Origin of the sequence: Myxococcus guangdongensis (genome assembly GCF_024198255.1) — a bacterium.
In the GTDB taxonomy this organism is placed as follows: Bacteria; Myxococcota; Myxococcia; order Myxococcales; family Myxococcaceae; genus Myxococcus; species Myxococcus guangdongensis.
In genome coordinates, this window is sequence record NZ_JAJVKW010000001.1 from 280499 (window position 1) to 301516 (window position 21018).

24 protein-coding genes and 1 tRNA gene are annotated in these 21018 nt (G+C 68.4%); 9 read left to right on the forward strand and 16 right to left on the reverse strand.

The window, feature by feature from the left end; genetic code table 11:
* Positions 1-289: 289 nt before the first annotated feature.
* The 4 genes from LXT21_RS01115 to LXT21_RS01130 all read right to left on the reverse strand — a co-directional run bounded on the left by LXT21_RS01115 (position 290) and on the right by LXT21_RS01130 (position 2859).
* Positions 290-640, reverse strand: a complete 351-nt coding sequence (locus LXT21_RS01115) for a hypothetical protein (RefSeq protein WP_254036225.1) — start codon at positions 638-640, stop codon at positions 290-292.
* A gap of 57 nt (positions 641-697) precedes the next feature.
* Positions 698-1276, reverse strand: a complete 579-nt coding sequence (locus tag LXT21_RS01120) for a DUF4442 domain-containing protein (RefSeq protein WP_254036226.1) — start codon at positions 1274-1276, stop codon at positions 698-700.
* A gap of 652 nt (positions 1277-1928) precedes the next feature.
* Entirely contained in the window at positions 1929-2162 is a 234-nt protein-coding gene (locus LXT21_RS01125; protein WP_254036227.1) for a hypothetical protein, read from the reverse strand.
* Positions 2152-2859, reverse strand: a complete 708-nt coding sequence (locus tag LXT21_RS01130) for a DUF899 domain-containing protein (protein ID WP_254036228.1) — start codon at positions 2857-2859, stop codon at positions 2152-2154. The genes LXT21_RS01125 and LXT21_RS01130 overlap by 11 nt, the downstream gene beginning before the upstream one ends.
* A 113-nt stretch (positions 2860-2972) precedes the next feature.
* On the opposite strand from LXT21_RS01130, the gene LXT21_RS01135 reads away from it, so the two are divergent.
* Positions 2973-4193: a helix-turn-helix domain-containing protein gene (locus LXT21_RS01135; protein ID WP_254036229.1), complete on the forward strand. Its 1221-nt coding sequence runs from the start codon at positions 2973-2975 to the stop codon at positions 4191-4193.
* Positions 4194-4220: 27 nt separating this feature from the next.
* The gene (locus LXT21_RS01140) at positions 4221-4889 is read left to right on the forward strand and encodes a Vgb family protein (protein ID WP_254036230.1); all 669 of its coding nucleotides are present in this window, start codon (positions 4221-4223) and stop codon (positions 4887-4889) included.
* A 9-nt stretch (positions 4890-4898) separates the two neighbouring features.
* Here the strand turns inward: LXT21_RS01140 and LXT21_RS01145 are convergent, their stop codons facing one another.
* From LXT21_RS01145 to LXT21_RS01155, 3 genes are all read right to left on the reverse strand, one after another.
* Positions 4899-5774, reverse strand: a complete 876-nt coding sequence (locus LXT21_RS01145; protein WP_254036231.1) for a hypothetical protein — start codon at positions 5772-5774, stop codon at positions 4899-4901.
* Positions 5775-5931: 157 nt separating this feature from the next.
* Positions 5932-6780, reverse strand: coding sequence for an MBL fold metallo-hydrolase (locus LXT21_RS01150; RefSeq protein ID WP_254036232.1), 849 nt, complete (start codon positions 6778-6780; stop codon positions 5932-5934).
* A complete protein-coding gene (locus LXT21_RS01155; RefSeq protein WP_254036233.1) occupies positions 6777-7130 on the reverse strand; it encodes a cupin domain-containing protein in 354 nt (117 codons plus the stop codon). The genes LXT21_RS01150 and LXT21_RS01155 overlap by 4 nt, the downstream gene beginning before the upstream one ends.
* A 111-nt stretch (positions 7131-7241) precedes the next feature.
* Here LXT21_RS01155 and LXT21_RS01160 point away from each other — a divergent pair, with 111 nt between their 5' ends.
* Positions 7242-8213, forward strand: a complete 972-nt coding sequence (locus LXT21_RS01160; RefSeq protein ID WP_254036234.1) for a LysR substrate-binding domain-containing protein — start codon at positions 7242-7244, stop codon at positions 8211-8213.
* Position 8214: 1 nt separating this feature from the next.
* On the opposite strand, the gene LXT21_RS01165 is transcribed toward LXT21_RS01160, so the two are convergent.
* Entirely contained in the window at positions 8215-8538 is a 324-nt protein-coding gene (locus LXT21_RS01165) for a hypothetical protein (RefSeq protein ID WP_254036235.1), read from the reverse strand.
* A gap of 368 nt (positions 8539-8906) precedes the next feature.
* Here LXT21_RS01165 and LXT21_RS01170 point away from each other — a divergent pair, with 368 nt between their 5' ends.
* A complete protein-coding gene (locus LXT21_RS01170) occupies positions 8907-9701 on the forward strand; it encodes a tetratricopeptide repeat protein (protein WP_254036910.1) in 795 nt (264 codons plus the stop codon).
* Here LXT21_RS01170 and LXT21_RS01175 read toward each other — a convergent pair.
* Both LXT21_RS01175 and LXT21_RS01180 read right to left on the reverse strand, forming a co-directional pair.
* The gene (locus tag LXT21_RS01175) at positions 9606-10379 is read right to left on the reverse strand and encodes a hypothetical protein (RefSeq protein ID WP_254036236.1); all 774 of its coding nucleotides are present in this window, start codon (positions 10377-10379) and stop codon (positions 9606-9608) included. The two genes, LXT21_RS01170 and LXT21_RS01175, sit on opposite strands and share 96 nt — an antisense overlap.
* Positions 10328-10675: a hypothetical protein gene (locus tag LXT21_RS01180; RefSeq protein WP_254036237.1), complete on the reverse strand. Its 348-nt coding sequence runs from the start codon at positions 10673-10675 to the stop codon at positions 10328-10330. The genes LXT21_RS01175 and LXT21_RS01180 overlap by 52 nt, the downstream gene beginning before the upstream one ends.
* A gap of 254 nt (positions 10676-10929) precedes the next feature.
* On the opposite strand from LXT21_RS01180, the gene LXT21_RS01185 reads away from it, so the two are divergent.
* Entirely contained in the window at positions 10930-11277 is a 348-nt protein-coding gene (locus tag LXT21_RS01185) for a hypothetical protein (protein ID WP_254036238.1), read from the forward strand.
* Positions 11278-11306: 29 nt separating this feature from the next.
* Complete coding sequence (locus LXT21_RS01190; RefSeq protein ID WP_254036239.1) at positions 11307-11582, forward strand: hypothetical protein; 276 nt, start codon at positions 11307-11309, stop codon at positions 11580-11582.
* Between the two features lie 327 nt (positions 11583-11909).
* On the opposite strand, the gene LXT21_RS01195 is transcribed toward LXT21_RS01190, so the two are convergent.
* Positions 11910-11982, reverse strand: a tRNA-Gly gene (locus LXT21_RS01195).
* A 342-nt stretch (positions 11983-12324) separates the two neighbouring features.
* Between LXT21_RS01195 and LXT21_RS01200 the strand changes: the two genes are divergently transcribed.
* Complete coding sequence (locus tag LXT21_RS01200; protein WP_254036240.1) at positions 12325-14391, forward strand: M36 family metallopeptidase; 2067 nt, start codon at positions 12325-12327, stop codon at positions 14389-14391.
* A 96-nt stretch (positions 14392-14487) separates the two neighbouring features.
* On the opposite strand, the gene LXT21_RS01205 is transcribed toward LXT21_RS01200, so the two are convergent.
* The 3 genes from LXT21_RS01205 to LXT21_RS01215 form a co-directional block, all read right to left on the reverse strand.
* Positions 14488-15912, reverse strand: a complete 1425-nt coding sequence (locus LXT21_RS01205) for a hypothetical protein (RefSeq protein WP_254036241.1) — start codon at positions 15910-15912, stop codon at positions 14488-14490.
* 9 nt (positions 15913-15921) lie between these two features.
* Positions 15922-17583 (reverse strand): hypothetical protein, encoded by a 1662-nt coding sequence (locus LXT21_RS01210; protein WP_254036242.1) that lies wholly within the window; start codon positions 17581-17583, stop codon positions 15922-15924.
* Between the two features lie 158 nt (positions 17584-17741).
* A complete protein-coding gene (locus tag LXT21_RS01215) occupies positions 17742-18266 on the reverse strand; it encodes a hypothetical protein (RefSeq protein ID WP_254036243.1) in 525 nt (174 codons plus the stop codon).
* 155 nt (positions 18267-18421) lie between these two features.
* Between LXT21_RS01215 and LXT21_RS01220 the strand changes: the two genes are divergently transcribed.
* Together LXT21_RS01220 and LXT21_RS01225 are read left to right on the forward strand one after the other, a co-directional pair.
* Positions 18422-18892, forward strand: coding sequence for a hypothetical protein (locus tag LXT21_RS01220; RefSeq protein WP_254036244.1), 471 nt, complete (start codon positions 18422-18424; stop codon positions 18890-18892).
* Between the two features lie 72 nt (positions 18893-18964).
* Positions 18965-20002 (forward strand): PA0069 family radical SAM protein, encoded by a 1038-nt coding sequence (locus LXT21_RS01225; RefSeq protein ID WP_254036245.1) that lies wholly within the window; start codon positions 18965-18967, stop codon positions 20000-20002.
* Positions 20003-20008: 6 nt separating this feature from the next.
* On the opposite strand, the gene LXT21_RS01230 is transcribed toward LXT21_RS01225, so the two are convergent.
* Together LXT21_RS01230 and LXT21_RS01235 are read right to left on the reverse strand one after the other, a co-directional pair.
* Positions 20009-20257 (reverse strand): GlsB/YeaQ/YmgE family stress response membrane protein, encoded by a 249-nt coding sequence (locus LXT21_RS01230; RefSeq protein ID WP_254036246.1) that lies wholly within the window; start codon positions 20255-20257, stop codon positions 20009-20011.
* A 172-nt stretch (positions 20258-20429) separates the two neighbouring features.
* Positions 20430-21005, reverse strand: coding sequence for a chalcone isomerase family protein (locus LXT21_RS01235; RefSeq protein ID WP_254036247.1), 576 nt, complete (start codon positions 21003-21005; stop codon positions 20430-20432).
* Positions 21006-21018: the final 13 nt, after the last annotated feature.

Sequence of the window (21018 nt, forward strand, 5' to 3'; positions counted from 1 at the left end):
CCTCTTCCTCCCGGAGCCGAGCGGGAGACTGCGCCCCAGCGCGGGCGAGCGCGCACTGCACTTCGATGAACGCGCCCCGAGGGTCACCCCGTCCAAGCAGCCTCCGAGCGAGACGAAGACGAACGGTGTCTGTCTCATCGGAGGCGAGCGCCGCCAGGTCGTCGGGAGAGAACCTCACGCGCGGGAGTGTACGCGCGAAGCGAGCAGGGCAAAACACACCGGTGCCCTGGAAGGCCGGGGACGCAAGGCAGGACGCCCGAGGTCCCCGGCCCGGTGCACGGCTCAGGCGCTAGTTACACGCGTCGCTGCACTGCGCGAGCTGACAGCCGTAGCTGGCCGCCTTCGCGTCGGCGTCCTGGCGCGCGAACCGGCACGCCTTCTTGCAGCCCCCCAGGAACGTGGTGGAGCCGAAGCCGACGACGTTGCAGGTACCGCCGCTCGCGGTGACGCCCGAGCAGGTCGTCTTGCAGTTGCGCGCGAACGCCTCGACGGGTCTGTCCTCGGACGAGACGTCATCCGAGACAGGGGGTTGCGACGTCTCACCCGCGGGGACTTCGGGGGCCTCCGTGCCGGGGCCGCAGCCCATGAAACCAGAACCCAGCACGGCGAGGATGGCCAGCCAAACGACATGTCGCTTCATGACAGCTCCTTCAAGCCTTCCTGAGGGGACAACCGCATCCAGGAGGCGAGGAATTGTCTAGATATCCTCGCGCGACCCGTCAACGCGTTCGGCCACCGATGTGTTTGTCATTGATGCACGTTTGTGAGAGCCCGAGAGAACGAGCGGCTGCGGGGTGTGCGGTGCGGGGCGTGGGCTCTCCCGCCGTCGGACGTAGAGCGTCTTGTGCACGCGGGCGACGGCCTCGCCCGCGGCGTCGAGGATCTCCAGCGTCCGTCGAGGTTCGAACTTCTCCCCGCCCTTCGTCTTCTCGCGAATCTCCTCGAGCTGCGCGTCGCTCCAGTCGAACACGGCGGTGACAGTGCCCCGCGCGGGCTTGAGGAACTCGATGCTCGCCGCCTTGTCCCAGATGACGTAGCCGCGTCCGAGCAGCGGAATCAGCAGCAGCGCGTAGTGAGGGTCACACATCGCATAGAGGCTCCCGCCGAAGTGGGACCCGAAGGCGTTGGCGTTGTAGAAGCGCTGGCGCAGGCGCACCGTCGCGCTGCGCCAGCGGGGGTCGACCTCCTCGACGGCGATGCCAGTGCCCCAATAGGGAGGCCAGACACGCATCGCCGCCTTGAAGAGTCTCGGGCCGCGGAAGATGACGGAGCTCATGCCCGACACTCTGCCCACGGAGGCATCCGCCGCGCGATTACCCGGGACGTCATGACGCCCCCTCGAAAGCGTCAGGGAGGATCCGAAGGGAGCTCCCCAATCTCGGGCCAGGGGATCACCATGGCCACATCGGCGCACTCTCACATGCGTTGCAGGTGTGCGTGGAGTCCTTCAGGACTTGACGTGCGAATTCCACACATCTGATTCAAACAGGACCTCCTGGCGTTTGACAACCTGCGCCTCCAGCCGCGCAGCGGATGCGCCCCCTTGAGCGATTGCGTCAGTCGCTGGCCGTGTCTGTTGGAAGATGACAGAGTCAGGGACTCCGGAAAGGAGCTGTACATGTCTTTCACGTGGATGCGATTCCTCGGAGTCCCGCTTGCCGCATCGACCTTGTGGGCCCCTCCCGCGCTGGCGGACACCTGCGAGGAACAATACGCCTACTGCTATTACCTGGCCTCACTGGAGGGGGACGAACGCGCTCGCGACGCGAAGCAGAACGACTGTGACAACGAATATGGGGTATGCACCTCACAGCCCCCTGGCGGGTTGGCGCCCCCGGCGGAATTGGCCACGAGCGCGGAGTAGAACCCGGGCCGCCTCGCGCCGCGAAATAGACGGCGGTCCGCGGCATGCCTCCGCCCTGGACCGCCTACCTGCGCCGCCGCAGACGCCGCGCGAGGAGGAACCCCAGGGAGACCACCGCCACGCAGGTGCCCAACGGGCGGACCATCGTCCCGATTCCGCCGGCGACGCCCGCAGTGAAGCCGAGCAATGACAGCCAGGTGGCGATGCACAGGGGACACTTCGGGAGGAGCGCGGCCAGCAGCCCCAGGACCAGCGACACGCCCGGCACGCGTCTGGCCGCCGCGCGGTCAGCGCCCATACTGGTCCCGCAAACGGACCCAGCTCATCGAGAAGGACAGCCCGTCCTCGTCGCGCCCCTTCGGCACGAAGTCGAGCAACTGATAGGTGGCGTTGGCGACCTCGATGCCTCGCCCGTAGGTGCCGTAGGTGTGGAACACGTCGCCGCGCGCGTCCTTCGCGAAGACGCTGAACCCCGGCATCTCCGTGTCGGAGTGTTTCAGCGGTTCGTAGTTGTAGACGGCTTCGCCGCTCGCCAGCGCTTCCGGAGGGAAGGACACGTTGAAGTCGAAGTTGAAGCCGCTCGTCTGGGACGACACCCACGGGAAGCTCCACCCCATCCTTCGCTGGAACGCCTGGAGCTTGGACAACGGTGCACGGGAGACCGCCGTGAAACGGACGTCGCGTTGAGCCAGGTGCTCGACGGCGCCGTTGAAGGAGTCCGCCCAGAAGGAGCAGCTCTTACAACCAACCTCCCACTCCGGAGCGAACATGAAGTGGTAGACGATGAGCTGGCTCTGCCCTTCGAAGAGCTGTGACAGCGTCCTCGGTCCATCGGCGCTGTCGAACGTGTAGGGCTCCGTCACTCGCAGCCACGGCAGGATTCGACGCTCGGCGCTCAATTCATCGTGCATCCGGGTCAGCGCCTTCTCCTTCGCCAGCAGCGCCTTGCGCGCGGCCAGCCACTCACTCTTCGACTCCATCAGGTTCTGGGGCATGGGTCCCCTCCTCGGGTTGGATGTCCCCAGACGTAGCGGTCCGAGCGCGTGGGTCGGGAGTAACAAAGACGACGGGCTTCCCAACGTGGAAGGACTGCCGGAGGATGCTCCGCATGGATGCGCTCGTCAGCGTGGCGGCCCGAGCCCTTCGCGAAGGAGACCCCTTGGGTGCGCTCCAACGGGTGGCGCTGCGCGAGGACGCGCCCGCGTTGGCCCTGAGGGGCATCGCGATGGCGCAACTGGGTGAGCTCACCCAGGCGGCAGCGCTGCTGAAGCGGGCCGCGCGGGCGTATGGCCCCGGGGACGCGCTCGCACGGGCGCGCTGTGGCGTCGCGCGGGCGGAGGTGGCGCTCGCGGCTCGGGAGCTCGAGGGCATCGACCTCGCGCTCGACGAAGCCCTTCTCGTCTTCACACACCACGGGGACACCGAGAACGCTCGCTACACGCGGCTCCTGCGGGCGCGACATGCCCTCTTGCTGGGACGCATCGAGGAGGCGGAGCGAACCCTGTCCGCGCTGGAGCGGGAGGGCCTGCCCGCGATGCCGTCGACACTCGCGTGGCTCCTGACGTTCGAGGTGGCCGTGCGCAGAGGAACACCTCGCGTCGCGCGCCCAGCCCTGGAGCAGGCACGTACCTCCGCGAGGCGCGCCCGCATTCCCGCGCTCTTCGCGGAGGTGGAGCAGGCCGCCCGCGCCCTGGACCTCCCCGCGGCGCGAGTCCTCTCACGAGGTGAAGCCCAGCCCGTCGTGCTCGATGAGGTCGAAGCCCTCCTCGAGTCGGAGCACCTGGTCGTCGACGCCTGCCGTCGAGTGCTCCGCGCCGGCCCACGCGTCGTGACGCTGTCCACGCGCCCCATCCTGTTCTCGCTGCTGCGGGTGCTGGCCGAGGCCTGGCCGAAAGACTCCTCGCGCGAGGAACTCGTCCGGCAGGTGTTCGGCGCGCGGAGGATGAACGCCTCACATCGCGCGCGGTTGCGCGTCGAGATGGGCCGGCTGCGCGCCCAGGTGCACGAGGTGGCGGGAATCCAGGCCACGCCCCAGGGCTTCGTCCTGGAGCCTCGGCGAGCGGTGGAGGTCCGCGTCCTGGCGCCCCCCGTCGAAGGCGCGGGAGGGGCTGTCCTGGCATTGCTCGCGGATGGGGAGCACTGGTCGACCTCCGCGCTCGCACTCGCGCTCGGAGCCAGTCAGCGCACGGTGCAGCGCGCGCTCACCACCCTGGAAGCGACCGGACAGGCCCGCGTGTTGGGACGAGGCCGGGCACGGCGCTGGGTGGCCCCTCCGCTCAGTGGGTTCACGACGACATTGTTACTCCCCGCCTCGCCCCTGCCGGGCTAGAGCGGGACGAAGGGGATGGAGCGGGCCATGGACAAGCATCGGGGCGAAGTCGAGGAGACGCAGCCGGCGGAGGTCCTCCGCGAGTACGGCCCCTTCGACGGCGCGGCGCGCGTCCATGGCGTCACGTATGACGGCGCGCGCGTCTGGTTCGCGGGAGACGAAGGACTCCAAGCCTTCGACCCCGCGAGCGGCCAGCCCGTGCGCACGCTCGCGGTGGCCTGTGACGCGGGGACCGCCTTCGATGGGCGCCACCTCTACCAGCTCGCCGGGGGCGTCATCCGGAAGGTGGCCCCCGAGACGGGCCAGGTGCTGAAGACGATTCCCGCGCCCGGCAAGGGTGATGACTCCGGGCTCACCTGGGCCGAGGGCTCGCTGTGGGTGGGCGAGTACCACGCCCGGAGAATCCATCGCATCGACCCCGAGACAGGGGCTGTCCTCCGCACGCTCGAATCCAACCGCTTCGTCACCGGTGTCACCTGGGCGCAGGACGAGCTGTGGCACGGCACGCTGGAGGATGGCACGAGCGACCTCCGGCGACTCGACCCGGTGGACGGGCGCGTGCTCGTCAGGCTCACGATGCCCGAGGGCGTGAGCATCACCGGGTTGGAGTCCGACGGCGGCGACGTGCTCTATGCCGGCGGCGGCACGAGCGGCAAGGTGCGCGCCGTACGGCGGCCCCGACGTTCGCGCCGCTGAGTCACCGGCTCAGAACTCCAGGTCGTAGGCCGCGGCCACCTGCCGTGCGAAGGCCATGACATCGGCCGGCGCATCCTCGTCCAGCGTGACGCTCTCGAGCCCTCGCTCCACGGGGAAGGAGACGGACAGCGTCTGTGCGTCGTGAGCGAAGCCCAGCGGCTTCGGAAACGCTTGGATGGGCGCAATCCGGCTCGCGGCGATGAGCAGCGTCGTGAGCCGATGGACATCAGCGCCGGACTGCTCACCTTCCAAGGTGGAGCGACGGAGGAAGCGGCCGCTCCGGAAGACGGTGAGCGAGAAGCTCCTCGTGTTGGGGAGACCGGGTGACTTCGACAACTCGAGGACGCGGTCATCCGCGGAGCGCGCGGGCGCGGCTTCCGGATGCGCGAGCCACGGGAGCCCTTCGTGCAGACGCAACTGGACCAGCGGGGAGAAGCGGAGGAAGTCCTCGAACCGACCTTCGACGACGTCCGTGCACGCCCCTGGGGCCCAGCCAGGCAGCCCCTCGAGACGGTAGAAGACCTCGTCGACGTACCACCGTGCCTCACCGCGCCTCACGACGAGGAGGTCCCTGAACGGGGATTGGGGCTCGACGAGCGTGCGGAACTCGCGGCGCTCCGAGGCCGGGTGGCGCAGATAGCCTTCCAGGTTCGAGGGGAACGGCGCCCGCTCGGCACTCCCTGCATGTGCCTCCTGCTCCTCCAGGAACGCGCCCAGCGTGGTGTCGGGCTTCGTCTCGCCGAAGTACGGCAGGAAGAGGAGCTTCAAGGACAGCGGGTCGACGCCCTGGGGCGGCACCAGCTCGCACCGCTCGATGACGGTGCGGGCATCCCCACGATGGACCTCGCGATAGCGTTCGAAACGGAGTGTCTGAGCTGCGGTCACGGGCGCCTTTCCTGGAGGTCCTGAGCGGGTGACGTCCACCCGCCTGGCCTCATGAATACCCACGCCTCGAATCTCGCGCGTCGAGCCAGACGGGTCCAGCACGACGCTCGTCCATCACCGCCTCGCTCCGCCCGATATCGCGCGAGACAGGTCCGCATCAGGCACGGGGTCGCCAGGTCAGCCACTCGCCGGGGCGCGCGAGCTCCACGTCCACCTTTCGTGCTCGGGCGGCGGTGAGGAGCAGCGCTTCCGCGTCGGGGACCTCCCGGTAGTCCTCGGAGGGCGCGACGCCGTAGTGAATGGGCACCAGGAGCTTCGCGCCCAACACCTTCGCCGCGGCCACCGCCTGCTCGGGCGTCAGGACGCCGTGCACGTCACTGACGGGCTTGCGCCAACCGAAGCGCGCGCCGTTGATGGGCAGGAAGGCCGCATCGAAGGGGCCGAACTGACGGCCGATGCTCCACCAGGAGCCATGCCACAGCGTGTCCCCACAGTGGATGATGCGGCGCCCGCCCCCGGAGACAATCCACGACACCTGGGGGTCGCCATAGCCATCCACCGCGGGGACAGCCGTCGCGGTGAACTCGTTGAGCAGCACCGGCTCATGGAGCGGCGCGGGCCGCACCCGGAAGCCCGAGGCAGCGGCCGTCGCCGCCATGTCCGGGCCGCACACCAGCGTCCCCGTGTCCCCCAACGCCTGCCGGACGGCCTGGCGGTCGAAGTGGTCGGGGTGACGATGCGTCACCAGGACGTAGCGATTGCCCGCCCCCACCTCCATCGGGACCAGCGGGTCCTTCAGCGCCGCACCCCACACGGTGGAGTCAATCAGCGGGTCCAGGAAGAGCGTGTCCTTCCCCAGTCGCAACCGCACTCCGGCCCACGCCAGGCGCTGGGCGCGAAGCGACTCGGGCTCCACGGGCTTCGCCGCCCGGCCCAGGCCGGGAGGAAGCAGGACCGCCCCCGCCGAGAGCGAGGCCGCCGCTCGCAAGAAGCCTCGCCGGTTCATCGCGCCTCCGGAGCACGCACGGGGTTGATGCCGAAGAGACGCACCCCTGTCTCCGTCCTCGGCTGATGACAGCTCGCCGGAGGGAAGAACAGGTACGAACCCGGACCCAGGCGCTGCGCTCCCTCGATGAGCTCACCGCTCAGCACGAAGACCTCCTCCCCCGTGTCGTGGACGTCCACGAAGGGCCACTGACTCCCCGGGGCCATGTCCACGACCCAGACCCTCACGTCGGGGGTGCTCGGCAGGTCCCTGCGCAGGCAGCCGGGACCCACGATGACGGGTTCGACGTCGTCGATCCCCACGGGGACGAAGGGGCCCTGCGCTCTCGGAAAGCTGTCTGTTCGCGGCATCCATCCGCTCCTCTGGCTGTGGTGCCCCACGTTAAGGAGCGCGGCCTGCTGAGCGCAGCGAAACGATTTCACCCAGATGCTGAACCCCATTCATGTGAAGCTGACCGGGCCATGCTCGAGCTTCGTCACTTCAAGTTGATCGCCGCGGTCGCCGACACCGGAAGCCTGGCCGCCGCGAGCCGGCAGCTCCACCTCACGTCCTCGGCCCTGAGCCACCAGCTCCGTGATGCGGAGGAGCGCCTGGGCGTGCGGCTCTTCCAGCGCCGCCAACGCCGTCTGCTGCTGACCGGCGCGGGCGAGAAGCTCCTGGTCTCCGCGCGGCGGGTCTTGAGTGAAGTGGCCCAGGCCGAGGCGCTGTGCCGCGCGCATCCCCAGGACGACCTCTTGAGGCTCAGCACCGGCTGCTACACCGCCTATGGCTGGCTGCCGCCCATCCTGGGGCAGTGGCAGTCGGAGCACCCGCGCGTCGAGCTGCGCATCGTCCTGGAGGCCACGCGGCAGCCGCTCGGGGCACTGCTCGAGGGACAGCTGGACCTCGCCCTGACTCCCGATGTCCCGAAGCAGGCACGGCTCGCGCGAACAGCGCTCTTCGAGGACGAACTCATGCTGGTGGTCCCCGAAACCCACGCCTTCGCGCGACGAGGGCATGTCACGGCGCAGGACCTGGTGCGCGAGCACCTGCTCACCTACGCCGCGCCCCGGGAGCAGCTCGATGTCTTCACGCGGGTGCTATGGCCCGCGGGACTCGAGCCACAGCGGGTCTCCCCCGTGCCCCTCACCGAGGCGCTGATAGAGCTGGTGCGCGGCGGCATCGGCGTCACGGCGCTCCCCGAGTGGATGCTGCCGCCCCAACGCCAGGGATTGCGGACCGTCCGACTCACGCCTCGGGGAATCCGGCGACGCTGGAGCGCCGTCACCCGCGCCTCGCGCCAACGCTCGGCTCCACTGGCGCGATTCATCGAGCTGCTCGGTGAGCGATTCTCCGAAGGAACGCCCGGGCCGGTGCGACGAGCCACGGCGCGCCCAGGTGCAGCGCGCCGCGTGCTCAGGAAGGGCGACACACCCGACCACCCCTCGCTTTGAATCAGTTGCGGACGATGATGTAGACGAGCGGCCCGGCCTGCCAACTGCCGTCGCTGTTCTGATAGCGGTACTTGAATGCCCCGAACGACCGCCACTGGTGGGTGTTCGCCACCTCAAAAGCGCTGTCGAAGCCCAGCAGGGCATTGTCACCCTCGCTGCCCGGCTCCTCGTTGCCCACGCTCGAGGGAATCACGAGCACCGACCAGTCGCTCACGGAGGTGTTGCCCTGCGCCATGAAGTTCTGGCCATGCAGGGTGGAGCCGATGAAGCTCACGTCGCGAGAGACCAGCAGGTAGCTCGCCTGGCCCGAGTGGACGAGCGACACGCCCTGGGTACTTGAAACGGGCCGAGACCAACCACGCCGTGCTGCTGAGAGGAGAGGCCGATGCTTCGAAGCGCAGGAGGGCATTGTCGCCCTCGGAGCCAAGCTCCTGGAAACCCATTCCCCTCGGGACGACCAGGACATTCCAATCGCTGACGCGCGTCCCCGTTGGGACAGAGATATTGACTCGCCGTGAAGACCAGTCACTCAAAACGTATCATTCGAATCTGGCTGCGCCAGCCAGAACATGCATTCGGTCCGACGGCTGTGAATCAGCGCCGGGTCATCTTCGGCGTCTGGAGAGCCAAGCCCACAGGTCTCACCATGGCGCATTCCAGCCCACACGGACTGTGCTAGAAGCCGTGGGCGTGATGCCCACGTCCCTGTCCAAGCCCACCCGAGGTTCGCTGCTCCTGATGCTCTGTCTGGGACTCACCCAGCCCGCGCTCGCCAAGGCTCCCGAGGCCAATGCCCAGGGCTTCGCGGCCTATGGAAAGGGGGACTACAAGAAGGCTCACGCGCTCTTCGAGAAAGCGCTGAAGCAGGACCCCTCCAACGTCTACGCACGACTCAACCGGGCCAGGACGACCACCCTGCTCAACCAAGGCAAGGAGGACGCGGACGACTTCGACTACTGCGCCTTCGAGCGCAATTGGATCTACCTGGCGCTGGCCGACCTGTCGAAGGCGGTGGAGCACGACGCCAAGGCCATCCTACCGAAGATTGATGAAGACACCCAGGGACTGAAGGCACTCAAGGCGCGTGACGAATACAAGAAGTGGCGTCAGGCCATCTCGGTGCTGGTGGAGGAGAAGGGCATCCGGGAGAAGGTGCTGAGCACTGCGTCGGACTGGTGGTTCCTCCGACCGGGACAACTGCCGAAGAGCATCACCCTCGCGGCGGACAAGCGCGTCATGGAGACCCTCCAGGACATGACCGAGCAGCCCGCGGGCCAGTGGCGTCCCTTGGGAGGCGGCGTGGAAATCAAGGCGGGGAAGGAGCCGGCGCGCCCGTGGAAGCTGCTGGCCGGCAAGTACGCCTTCGACCAGGGCAATCGCTTCTTCTTCGAGCTACAGCTCGTCCCGGGCGAAGGGCCACAGCCCGCGGAGTACGGCTGGAGCACGGGGCCCCTGAGCATCGGCCCATTGAGCGGGGACTGTCTCTGACGCTCGGCCCTCGCGCCAGGAACGGAGCGGCGTCGCCGGAGCGCCTTCATGCAGATCAGCGTTGAGCAGGTCCGGGATGCTGGACATGAACCCCGGCCCCTTCCCCGCCGGAAGGACACTCACCACGAGCGCCGGATGACGCCCGGGAGTCTGCTCGGGCCGCGGGTGCGCCTGCGTGACAACGGGCAGGAAGTCCGCCGCGTGGAAGACATACGAGAGCCGCTTTGTCTGGGGCACCGGCGTGAAGCCGCCCTGCAGGACGGTGCGCTGCCCCTCCAGCGTGGTGAAGGGAGGCGGGATGAAGACCTCCGTCAGGGAGCGCGAGTCCCCCGTCGCGGAGGTCGTCAGGTGGGTCACCATCGCCGTGTCACCCCGGGCCGCGGCCACCAGCTTGTTCAGGGACGACCAGGCGAGGTTGAACGAAGACTGCGCGAGCTGCGTGTCGCCGCCCGTCGGCTCCCCTCCGTCGAAGTGGGAGTGCAGGTCGATGACGACCATCCCCGCGTTGGCGGAGGTGAGCTGTAGCAGGTCCCTCGGGAGCCATGCGTGCATGGGCGCCACGTCGAACACGAGGGGCGTGGAGACTTCCGGCGTCCGCTGGTCAGTCCGACCGAGCACGTGCTCGCTCAGGTCCAACCGGCGCTCGGTGCTGGAGAAGCGTGGCAGTTGCTCGCCCACGCGGAGAAGATACGTGGCGCCTGGGGGATGTCCGGGACGACGAAGGACCCGTCGGAGTCTCCCCGCCCGGGGTCGGAGGTGAAGACGCCATCGGGGCCTCGGGCCCACGCATCGATGGGCGTCACGGAGAGGTCCACCGGCACCACCTGCCGGCCCTCGGCCGAATGGTGGATGAGATGGCGCTGCCCCCGAATGCCTGGCGGCTCCTCCGCGGACGCCTCCATCGAGGCGAGCAAGAACGAGACGAGCAGGAGCAGACGGGTGGTCAGGAGCGGCAACGAGCGAAGAGGAATCAAGCATTCCTCTGGGTGCGCAGGCCGGCCCCTGTGGGCGTCATGAACGACATCGACAGGATGCCCTGACAGCAAGGCTTTCCACCAGCGTGGTGCTCAATCGCTGACACCACCGCCGAGTTACATTGTCTCTACATCTCTTCATCCGGATTGGCCATGCCACGCCGGCCCGAGCTGACGGGTTTGATGACGTCAGACCCGGCTGGTAGAGGCTCCGGACGCCCGCCGCTTTGGCGGGTCTGACACGGAGAGCCTGGATGAACACCCTTGGACGTCTCGCCGCGATGTGCGGCCTGTTGGCGCTGGTTGGTTGCGGTCCGGAAGCACCTGTCGCGGAGACCTCGGAAGAGAGCGTCGCGAGCATGGCGGATGACCGCAAGCCGCCTCCCCTCTGCCCGCCCGTGATGCCTCCGCCGTGCGAGGGCGGTTCCCTCTTCCCCATCTACTCGGGCACCTGCCTCATCGGCTTCGAGTGTGTCCCGCCCGTGACCGCCAAAGCCAACTGTCCCCAGATCGTCTACCCGGGCCCTGGCTTCTGCGAAAACGGCACCATCACGCCGGTGTACTCGGGCGGCTGCCTCGTCCGCTACACCTGCACGATGTAACCCCCTCCACACCCCGAACGGAGAAACACATGCGCGCACGAATCATGATGGGACTGCTGGCGATGGGATGGATGGCGGGCTGTGGCGGAGTCGACGGCGACGCCACCGTCGAATCCGAGACGGAGGCCCAGGCCATTCCGTGTCGTGACATCACGGGCCGCGACTACGTCATCACCTACTACGCGGAGCCCGCGAAGCTCACCAAGGTCGGCGAGCTCCAGTGCGGGTGCAGCGAACCCGAGCGCGTGCTCACCGGCACCCAGACCACCCACTACGAGAAGGTCTACGGCTGCATCGCGATGTAGCCCTCCGGCGCATCGTCACCACCCGACGACACGGCACGCGAGCCATGGAACACGCATGGCTCGCGTGAGCGAGACGCGCCGCATGCACCCACGCAAACCCAGTCTCTTCAAGGACGTCGAGATACCGGCACTACGGACGGGATTCGAACCCGCGACCCCGAGAAGCTCGGGTCCATGGCCAACCCAAAGCAACGGGTACCCATCCGCGCAGTGACCGCAAACCGAACATGTGGAGAACGTGGCCCAAGTCCATGCCGCAGTCGCGCAGCCTCCGGAAATACAGAAGGCCGGCAGTCCCGAGTTTCCTCCAGGACTACCGGCCTTCAGAGCGGCGGAAGGGATTCGAACCCTCGACCCCGAGCTTGGGAAGCTCGTGCTCTACCAACTGAGCTACCACCGCGAGCGACTGGGCCGGTGTACCGCAGCCCCCCGGGAGCGTCAAGGACGTTGGCGATACCTCCGTCCCCTCCAGCGCCACCTGAACAGCGCCAAATTGCTGGGGAAGTTGCCACCCTGACGCGCGCCGCCGTCCCCTCCCCGCCCCCACGCCAAGCCCACCCGCCGGGCCCGTCCCGCTCCACGGTCCGCGTGCGACGCGTGGCGGCGCCATTACCACATCTACAATTTAAGCGTATTTTTCAGGTATTTCAGTTGATTTGCATTAAACGCGAAATACGTGTCTCCTCATACACCCAGTGCCGCCCCGCACGGGGCGGTTTCACCCGCAGCGCAGGAGCACGACATGTCCGTAGGTGCATACCGAAGGCGGCTGTTCCAGGCGGTGGTCTTCACGGCGACCCTCTCCGGGTCCACGGCGTTCGCAGTGGCGCCGGAGCATGCCCATGGGGGCGAGCGTCACTTCGACGCGCGCACCAGCTACAACGCGCAGGCGCGGTTCGGCTTCTCGACGGCGCAGAAGGCCCACGTCGAGTCCCTGCGCCGCAGCGTGCCGGACCTGATGGTGGAGACGGACGAGTCGACGGGCGCGGTGCGCTCGCTGGTCAACCCGGTGGGCGCGCTGACGGGCCCCAGCAGCGGTGACCCGATGGCCATCGCGCTGGACTTCGTCCAGAAGCACCACGAGGCGCTCGGGCTGAGCATCTCCGACGTGTCGACCTTCGAGGTCACCGACCGCGTCTATTCCGAGGTCAGCGGGGCCACGCACCTGTATCTGCGCCAGACCTTCAAGGGCCTGCCCGTCTACAACGCGCAGCTCCAGGTCAACGTCGCCAAGGACGGCAGCGTGCTGGGCGTGCACAGCGACTTCCTGCCCTCCATCGAGAAGGCGCTCGCCGGCACCGAGCCGCGCATCAACGCGGGTCAGGCCGTCGCGGGTCTCGCCCGGCACCTGGGCGTGGAGCTGGCGGCCCAGCCCCGCGCGCTGAAGGCCGAGGCGGGCGTGCAGCGCCGCACGGGCGTCGAGGTGGACGGCCTGTCGCGCGAGCCCATCACCGCGCAGCTGGCCATCCTCCCCATGCGCCGCGGCGAGGCGCGCCTGGTGTGGCACTTCCAGGTGTTCACGCTGGACTCGCAGCACGACTACGACGTGACGGTGGACGCCAACACGGGCGAGGTGCTCACGCGCTTCGACTGGGTGGCCGCGGACTCCTACCAGGTCTACCCCGTGCCCGTGGAGAGCCCCAACCACGCCACGCCGCTGCCTCCCGCGGACGGTCGCACCACGGTGACCAACCCCGCCAACGCCCTCGCCTCGCCCTACGGCTGGCATGACACCAACGGCGTCGCCGGCGCCGAGTACACCATCCCCCGCGGCAACAACGTCCACGCCTACGAGGACCGCGACGCCAACAACGCGCCGCCCACCACCGGCCAGCCGGACTGCGGCGCGGCCATCAACTGCGTCTTCCCCATCAACCTCTCCGGCGCGCCCTCCACGTACATCCCGGCGGCCGTCACCAACCTGTTCTACTGGAACAACATCATCCACGACGTGCAGTACCAGTACGGCTTCAACGAGGTGGCCGGTAACTTCCAGCAGAACAACTACGGCCGCGGCGGCGCGGGCAACGACTACGTCCAGGCCGAGGCGCAGGACGGCAGCGGCACCAACAACGCCAACTTCTCCACGCCCGCGGACGGCAGCCGCCCGCGCATGCAGATGTACATCTGGACGGCGCCCAACCCGGACAAGGACGGCGACCTCGACAGCGGCATCATCGTGCACGAGTACGGCCACGGCATCTCCAACCGCCTCGTCGGCGGTCCGAGCAACGTGTCCTGCCTCTCCAACCGCCAGCAGCCGGGCGAGGGCATCAGCGACTTCCTCTCGCTCTTCTACACGGCGCGCACGGGTGACACGGCGAACAAGATTCGCGGCGTGGGCACGTACGCGCTGAACCAGGCGACCAACGGCAACGGCATCCGCACCCAGCCGTACACGCTCGACTCCACGCGCAACACGTGGACGTACGCGAGCATCAACGGCATGGCCGTGCCGCACGGCGTGGGCTCCGTGTTCACCCAGGGCATGTGGGAGGCCTACTGGGCGCTCGTCAACCAGTGGGGCTTCGACGCGAACCTGTACAACGCCCAGGGCAACGCGGGTAACCAGCGCATGATGCTGTACTTCACCGAGGGCCTGAAGCGCACGCCCTGCAGCCCGACGTTCACCCAGGTGCGCGACGGCATCATCAGCGCCGCCACCACCCTGCACAACGGCGAGGACGTGTGCCGCCTGTGGACGGCGTTCGCCGCCTTCGGTCTGGGCAGCAACGCGGTCTCCGGTGGCTCGGCCAGCACCACGCCGACCAACGGCTTCCAGGTGCCCTCCACCTGCGCGGCGCTCTGAGTCGACATGATTGGTAGCGGCGCACCCGCGCTGCCACCGTCATGAGTGACACACCGGACCGGGAGGCTTCTGACGAGGCCTCCCGGTTCGTCTTCTTCAGCAAAGGGTGCGCGTCAGCTCGTCGCGGCTGAAGTCCCGGGAGAGGTTGCTCGGCTCCAGGAACTCGGCGAGCTCGGTGATGAGGGGCAGCAGCGTCTGGATGCGGTCCTTGAGCCGCGCGCGCACGTGCTCCTTGAACCCCTGGTTCTCCATCCGCGCCAGCTCGCGCACCTGCTCCGGGACACGGCCGACCAGGTCGTCCAGTGGCCGCAGCCCCTGCTCGACGGCCCTGTCCGCCTCGCTCTGCAGACGCCCGGGCAGCGCCTTGAGCGTGCTGGCCGCGCCCCTGCGGGTGACCTCCTCCAGGTGCTTGCTGAAGAGATACGACTCCGCGAGCTGCTCGATGGTCTCGCTGCCCAGCGACTGGATGAAGATGCCCTTGAACTTGTCGCGGAACTTGCCGTCGAGCTCCTCGGTGAGCTTCCAGTCGGTGTCGAGCGCCGCGGAGACCTTGTCCCGGAAGCCCGAGGCCTCGTTGCGCTGCGCGGAGGTGGCCACGCGGGAGGCCCAGTCGGAGAGGTACCCCTTGGCCTGGTCGAGCAGGACGCGCGCTTTTCCCAGGTCGTTCTTGTCGTAGTAGGTGAGCACCTCCGCCCGCGTCGAGTTGAAGAGCAGCAGGACGCTGCCCTTCTCCGCCTGCACCAGGCTCTGGTAGGTCGCCACCAGCGAGCGGTAGTGGCCCTTCTGCGTTTGATAGACATCCGAGCCGCCCTGCACCGCGTCGAGCAGGTCGCGGTCGATGCCGTCGGGGATGTCGATATCGAACAGCGAGGTGACGAGCTTGGCCAGGTCGATGCCCTTGCCGCCCAGGTGCTTGTCATCGAGCTGGCGGGCCTTGTCGAGCGACTTCGACGTGGCGCGCGCGATGCCCTCGGAGAGGCGCTTGACGGCGCCGGGGGCCAGGTCGTCGACGATCTTCTGCGCCATCTGCGCGACCTGCTGCACCACCTGCCGCTGGTCGTTCTCGAAGCTCACGTCCTTGGACAGGAGGAAGGTCCACTTGTCCCACAGCTCCCCGAGCAGCTTGTTGAGCACGTCCTGATGCACGAGCAGCTCGTCGTGCCGCTGCGGCGTCTGGACCTTGGAGAGCGCGTCGAAGAAGGCCATCTCGTGCTCGAGCGCCTGGTACCAGAACAGCTGGAGGGCGGGCGTGAGCAGGTGGTCCTTGGCCGCGTCACCGAAGGCGCGGCTGATGTCCGCCCGGGCCGTGGCGCAGCGGTCCTGCCACTTGCGCTGGGTGCCCAGGTTGCTGGCGCTGGCGCGCTCGCTGACATCCAACAGGGACGACAGGGCGTCCTCCGCCGCGCGCCCCGCCCGCTTGATGCCTTCCTCCAAGGCGCGCTTCACCGTGTCCGGGGCCCCCTCGGCGGCACGGGTCATCTGGTCCTGCAGCTCGGAGACTCGGCTCGAATACCCACCCATGGGTGCTCCTCACAGACTCTGCTGGCTGGTGATGCGCCAGGGGCCACCGGCGCGACGCTGCAGCTCCCAGCGCCGGTGCACCTCGACCGAGTTGAACGTGCGCGTCTCACCCTCGAAGAGGCCGACGTGGTCGAGCTCCAGTTCGACCTGCTCGATGCGCGGCAGCCCCGGGGCCTCGTCACCGCGGATGACGGTGCGCGCGTCACCGCACCAGTGCACCCGCGCGTCCAGGACCTTGTCGAGCAGCAGGCGCCGGGAGCGCACCCACTCGCTGTCGCGGCCGTTCCAGGTGTAGACCGGGTAGTAGATGGGGCGCTGCTCATCGGGCACGGCGCGCCAATCGGCGAAGAGGCCGTTCCAGGTCTCCTGGTCTCCGCGCTTCACGGCGGCGACCATCGCCTCCAGCACCTCGCGAGGGCTCGCGTCGTCGGACAGCGGGCCGACGGTCTCCTGGCTCAGCGACGCCTCCCCCGCGAAGAAGGGCCCACCCTCGCGAGCGTCGGTGACGTCGACGCAGACCGCGCCGCCGATGAGCGCCGCGACGGGCTCCACCTCCAGGCCCGCGGCGGTGCGCCCCGAGCCGGCGAGCAGCCGAGGGTCCGGGAGGATGCGACCGAGCAGGGCGATGTCCACGCGCACCGACGGAGAGACGTGCCGCTGGTAGCGCTGCATGGCGGAGAAGATTCGGGCCATGGCCGGCGTGTCGACAGGACAGAAGACCCACGCCCCCGACTGGTTCCAGGCCAGGTAGGCCTTGCCCATGTCGACAATCCACTCACGCTGGGTCACCTGCGGCAGCGCGACCAGCTTGCCCGTCACCACCGAGCGGTCCCCTCGGAAGGGGTCGACGACAGGAAACGCGCCGAGGGTCTCCGCGGCGCGTGACTCCAGCAGGGCCTTCCAGGCCGCGGTGGCCTGGAGGCCGATGGCCTTGACCTGCTCCTCGCCCCGGTTGCGGAAGTCGAGGGCGCCCTCGGCAAGCGCAACGAGGTCGCCGTCGAGACAGTCACGCACCCGCTCCCAGTCGTCGCGCATCGCCGTCGCCAGGGGACCGGGGAAGTGCTCGACCAGGTGGTCCACGCGCGCCTTGTGCGCGAGGTGATTGGCGAGCTCCATCCGCGTCCCGCGCGAGGTGCGCCAGATGCCGAAGCTCCCGTCGAGCAGGCGCTCCCATTCGAAGACACGCTTGTCGACCCAGCCCGACCAGGACTCGTCGAAGCCGTCACGGCCCAGCTGCTCGGGCCCGCCCGGCCCGAGGATTCGCTTCGTCGTCTCGCCGATGCTCCAGAGGCGCTCGTGGCGCAGCGTGCCGCTGATGTCGAGCGTCTCCCAGCCGTCCCCTGGCGCGCGCCTGCGCAGGACTCGCAAGCGGACCGGGTCCCCTTCCTTGCGCCCCTGACGCGCCCAGGTCTGGTTCTCGGCGTGCTGGCCAATCAGCGTGGGAATGGTGCGCTGCCGGGTGGCCAGGTCCGGCGGATTGACGACGGGCTCACCCTCGATTGCGACGATGCGGTCCCCCACGCGGAGGCCCGAGCCACGAAAGCCACTGTCCCAGGCAATCCACCCCACCCCGAGATGCGGCGTCACGCCATCCAGGCGCGTGTCGGTCTTCAAGCCGCTGCGCAGGTCCTCATGAAGGTACTCCCGCTCGGCGCCACGCTGGCTCAACACGAAGACATCCCCCTCTCCTGCTGGCCGCCGGAGTGCCGGCCTCGACGACAGGATCTACCTCGCGAGCCCCTTTTCGAGAAGGTCCCCCGCGGTGACGTACAACGTCAGGCGGGGGTTTGCTTCGAGAGCCCCCGTGGCGCGAGCGGGGGTGATGGACGTCAGTTCTTGACGACGGTGGTGATGGTCAGCGGCGTCGCATTGCCGACGAAGACGCCCGCGGTGGTCGTGCACGGCATGGGCACCTGCGAGAAGTCCGCGGCGTAGTAGCCGTAGGTGGAGCCGTTGCCCTTCTCGTAGAACTCGCTCCCGTCCGGGAGGACCACCTTCCAGACGTAGTTGATGCTCGTGTACTGCGTGGACGAGCGCGACCGGATGACCCCCGTCACCGTGGTGCCCCAGTGCCAGGGAGCCACGGCGGGGACCTCGACGGTCTGCGGCGCCGGAGCCCAGTCGAACGGGTTCGACGGACCCGCGCTGCCGCCCCAGCCGTAGATGAGGAACACGCTGGTGCCCCAGGGCAGATCATCGTTGCGGTACGTCAGGGTGATCTCCGCCTGGGAGGTGCTGAAGTAACCACACGTGTTGAGCACCGTGCGCGCCTGCACCCACTGCGAGCCCGCGAGCGCCGAGGTGGAGGTGAGCAACAGGGAGAGTACGAGCGCGTGGCGCGAGAACCGGGACATGCGGAGACTCCAGGAGAGGGTTGACAGCGTCGCCCCTCTACCAGAGCCCGGGATTCTGAGGGAGCCCGGATACAAACGTCGCGGGCGAGACAGGCCGTGATGTGTTCGAATGTCTGTCCGACACGAGCCGTGTTGCTCGTCGAGCCCGTCCGCGCATGCCTCGCGAGCCGCCCATCGTCCTGCCCGTCCTGTTGCCGCTGCTGCGGCACGCGAACCCGTGGGCGCTGTTGCTGGTGAAGCAAGAGGGCCATCCGCTCTCCACCGCCGCCCTGCTCTCCGAGCGCTATGCCTTGAAGAGCAACGAGAAGCCGTTCGTGAAGGAGCTGCTCGAGCGCAAGCGGAACCTGTGGGTCTTCCGCTGCGACCAGCGCCGGTTCGCGGGGGACTTCGTCGTCGTGGACATGGCGGAGCCGCGCCCCGCCCGGCGACAAGTGGTGGTGCTGGACCTGAAGATGGGCGCGCCGCTCGTGCTCGGCGGAGGCGGCGCGGGCGTGCAGCTCGTGCATGCCGGGGACGCGGTGGAGGGCGTCGCGGCCCGCCAGGACGTCATCGCTCCGGGCACGCCGTATGTGCTGGCGACGGGAGATAAAGACGTGATGCTCGCCTACCTGGGCGCGTGCAGCTGAAAAGACAGACATGATGAGCGCCCGGGCATCCTGGCACTTGACTGAACGGAATTTCAGCCCCACTCTGGGACGGTGAAAGCCCGCCCCGTCGACAATCCGCCCAACCCGTGGGCGAGCACCGAGGTGGAGTACCTGGACGAGATTCCTCCCGCGAAGCTGGAGGTCTGGGAGGACCACAGCCGCCAGGTCCTCTCCCACAACGACAGCCCCGACGTGGGCTTCGACTGGAGCGTCAATCCCTACCGGGGCTGTCTTCACGCCTGCGCCTACTGCTACGCGCGCCCCACCCACCAGTACCTCGACTTCGGCGCCGGCACCGACTTCGAGACGAAGCTCGTGATGAAGCCGCGCGCGGCGGAGCTGCTCCGCGACGCCTTCGAGCGCCCCTCCTGGAAGGGCGACACCGTCGTCTTCAGCGGCGTCACCGACTGCTACCAGCCGCTCGAGGCCTCCATGCGACTGACGCGCGCGTGCCTGGAGGTCTGCGCCGAGTACAAGAACCCCGTCGGCATCGTCACCAAGGGCGTGCTCATCGAGAGAGACATCGACGTGCTCCAGCGCCTGTCCCGCGACGCCCGGCTGTGGGTCAGCATCAGCCTGCCCTTCCACCACGCGGACATCGCCCGCGCCATGGAGCCCTACGCGGCCTCGCCCCAACGGCGGCTGCTCGCCATCCGCCGCCTCGCCGAGGCGGGCATCGACGTGGCCATCTCCTTCGCGCCCATCATCCCGGGCCTCAACGACGAGGACATCCACCGCGTCCTCACCGCCGCGAAGGAGGCCGGCGCCAGCCGCGCCCACTACACCCTGGTGCGCCTGCCCGGCCCCGTGAAGGAGGTCTTCGAGGAGCGGCTGCGCGCCAAGCTCCCCCTGCGCGCCGAGCGCGTGCTCCATCGCATCCGCGAGACCCGCGGCGGGGAGCTCAGCGACTCACGCTTCAAGCACCGCATGCGAGGCGAGGGGCTCTACGCCCAGACCATCCACGGCCTCTTCCAGACGACGGCGCGCAGGGTGGGCCTGCGCACCTCGTCCATCACCGAGCCGGCACCGGACACCTTCCGGCGCCCGCCACGAAAGCCACCGCCCTCGCCCCAGCTCAGCCTCTTCTGAGCGCGCCTATTTGCGGATCGCCTGGACGATGCTGATGAGGATGACGGCCCCCACCGTGGCCACGGCCAACGAGTAGAGGTTGAACCCCGTCACGCCGCGCCCACCCAGCAGGCTGAACAGGAAGCCGCCAATCATCGAGCCGACGATACCCGTCGCAATGTTGGCGAAGATTCCCATCCTCGCGTTCGTTCCCTTGATCATGCTCGCGATCCACCCCGCGAGCCCTCCCAGCACCAGCCACGAGCAGATTCCCATGTCATCCTCCTGACCGGCGGGTTGCTATCAGACCCGGCGTCGCCGTGCACCCAGGCCCACACAGGGCACTACGGCCCACGTGCCCACGTATTTCAAGGCCCCACGCCCGCGGACGAAAACGCCCCACGCCTCCCGAGGGAGACATGGGGCGCGTGTACGACACGGACGCGGCTCAGTCCTTGCCGAGCATCCCGTCCTTCAGGCCGCCATCCACCGGCGACTTGCCCAGCCACACGGAGAACAGCGCGTCGGCGAAGTCCTTGCCCTCGACCGAGATGGGCTCCGCCACCTTGGTGCTCTGCACGCGGGTGCCGACGCCCGGGACGTAGGTGAGGATGATCTCCTCGCCCTTCTTCACGTCCGGAATCGCGTTGGCGAAGGTGTCCAGCCGCGCCTGGAGCGCCGGCAGCTTGTCACCCGCGTTCTTCTTGAAGCCCTCCACGATGGCGTCGGTGATGCTCTTCTTGTCCAGGTCCCGCAGCATGTACATGCGAACGCGCTTGGGCTCGTCCGCGGCGATGAGCGCGGCGGCATCCTGGCTCGGCGTCTCCACGTAGAGGCCCACCGCGTAGACCTTGAAGACCATCTTCTTGCGCAGGCCCACGCCGTTGAGCTTCAGCTCCTTGCCCTCCACCTTGGCGGTTCCGGGGAACTTCACCCCCGCGACTTCCTGGGCCTCTCCCGGAGCGGCGGAAGCAGGCAGGGCGAACAGCAGGCAGAGCGCGACAGCAGACAGGGTGGCTTTCATGAATCCCTCCAAG

Coding starts and splice junctions, on each gene's coding strand:
- LXT21_RS01115 (WP_254036225.1), bottom strand. CDS start 640: ATGAAGCGACATGTCGTTTGGCTGGCCATCCTCGCCGTGCTGGGTTCT.
- LXT21_RS01120 (WP_254036226.1), bottom strand. CDS start 1,276: ATGAGCTCCGTCATCTTCCGCGGCCCGAGACTCTTCAAGGCGGCGATG.
- LXT21_RS01125 (WP_254036227.1), bottom strand. CDS start 2,162: ATGGGCGCTGACCGCGCGGCGGCCAGACGCGTGCCGGGCGTGTCGCTG.
- LXT21_RS01130 (WP_254036228.1), bottom strand. CDS start 2,859: ATGCCCCAGAACCTGATGGAGTCGAAGAGTGAGTGGCTGGCCGCGCGC.
- LXT21_RS01135 (WP_254036229.1), top strand. CDS start 2,973: ATGGATGCGCTCGTCAGCGTGGCGGCCCGAGCCCTTCGCGAAGGAGAC.
- LXT21_RS01140 (WP_254036230.1), top strand. CDS start 4,221: ATGGACAAGCATCGGGGCGAAGTCGAGGAGACGCAGCCGGCGGAGGTC.
- LXT21_RS01150 (WP_254036232.1), bottom strand. CDS start 6,780: ATGAACCGGCGAGGCTTCTTGCGAGCGGCGGCCTCGCTCTCGGCGGGG.
- LXT21_RS01155 (WP_254036233.1), bottom strand. CDS start 7,130: ATGCCGCGAACAGACAGCTTTCCGAGAGCGCAGGGCCCCTTCGTCCCC.
- LXT21_RS01160 (WP_254036234.1), top strand. CDS start 7,242: ATGCTCGAGCTTCGTCACTTCAAGTTGATCGCCGCGGTCGCCGACACC.
- LXT21_RS01170 (WP_254036910.1), top strand. CDS start 8,907: ATGCCCACGTCCCTGTCCAAGCCCACCCGAGGTTCGCTGCTCCTGATG.
- LXT21_RS01185 (WP_254036238.1), top strand. CDS start 10,930: ATGAACACCCTTGGACGTCTCGCCGCGATGTGCGGCCTGTTGGCGCTG.
- LXT21_RS01190 (WP_254036239.1), top strand. CDS start 11,307: ATGCGCGCACGAATCATGATGGGACTGCTGGCGATGGGATGGATGGCG.
- LXT21_RS01200 (WP_254036240.1), top strand. CDS start 12,325: ATGTCCGTAGGTGCATACCGAAGGCGGCTGTTCCAGGCGGTGGTCTTC.
- LXT21_RS01205 (WP_254036241.1), bottom strand. CDS start 15,912: ATGGGTGGGTATTCGAGCCGAGTCTCCGAGCTGCAGGACCAGATGACC.
- LXT21_RS01215 (WP_254036243.1), bottom strand. CDS start 18,266: ATGTCCCGGTTCTCGCGCCACGCGCTCGTACTCTCCCTGTTGCTCACC.
- LXT21_RS01220 (WP_254036244.1), top strand. CDS start 18,422: ATGCCTCGCGAGCCGCCCATCGTCCTGCCCGTCCTGTTGCCGCTGCTG.
- LXT21_RS01230 (WP_254036246.1), bottom strand. CDS start 20,257: ATGGGAATCTGCTCGTGGCTGGTGCTGGGAGGGCTCGCGGGGTGGATC.
- LXT21_RS01235 (WP_254036247.1), bottom strand. CDS start 21,005: ATGAAAGCCACCCTGTCTGCTGTCGCGCTCTGCCTGCTGTTCGCCCTG.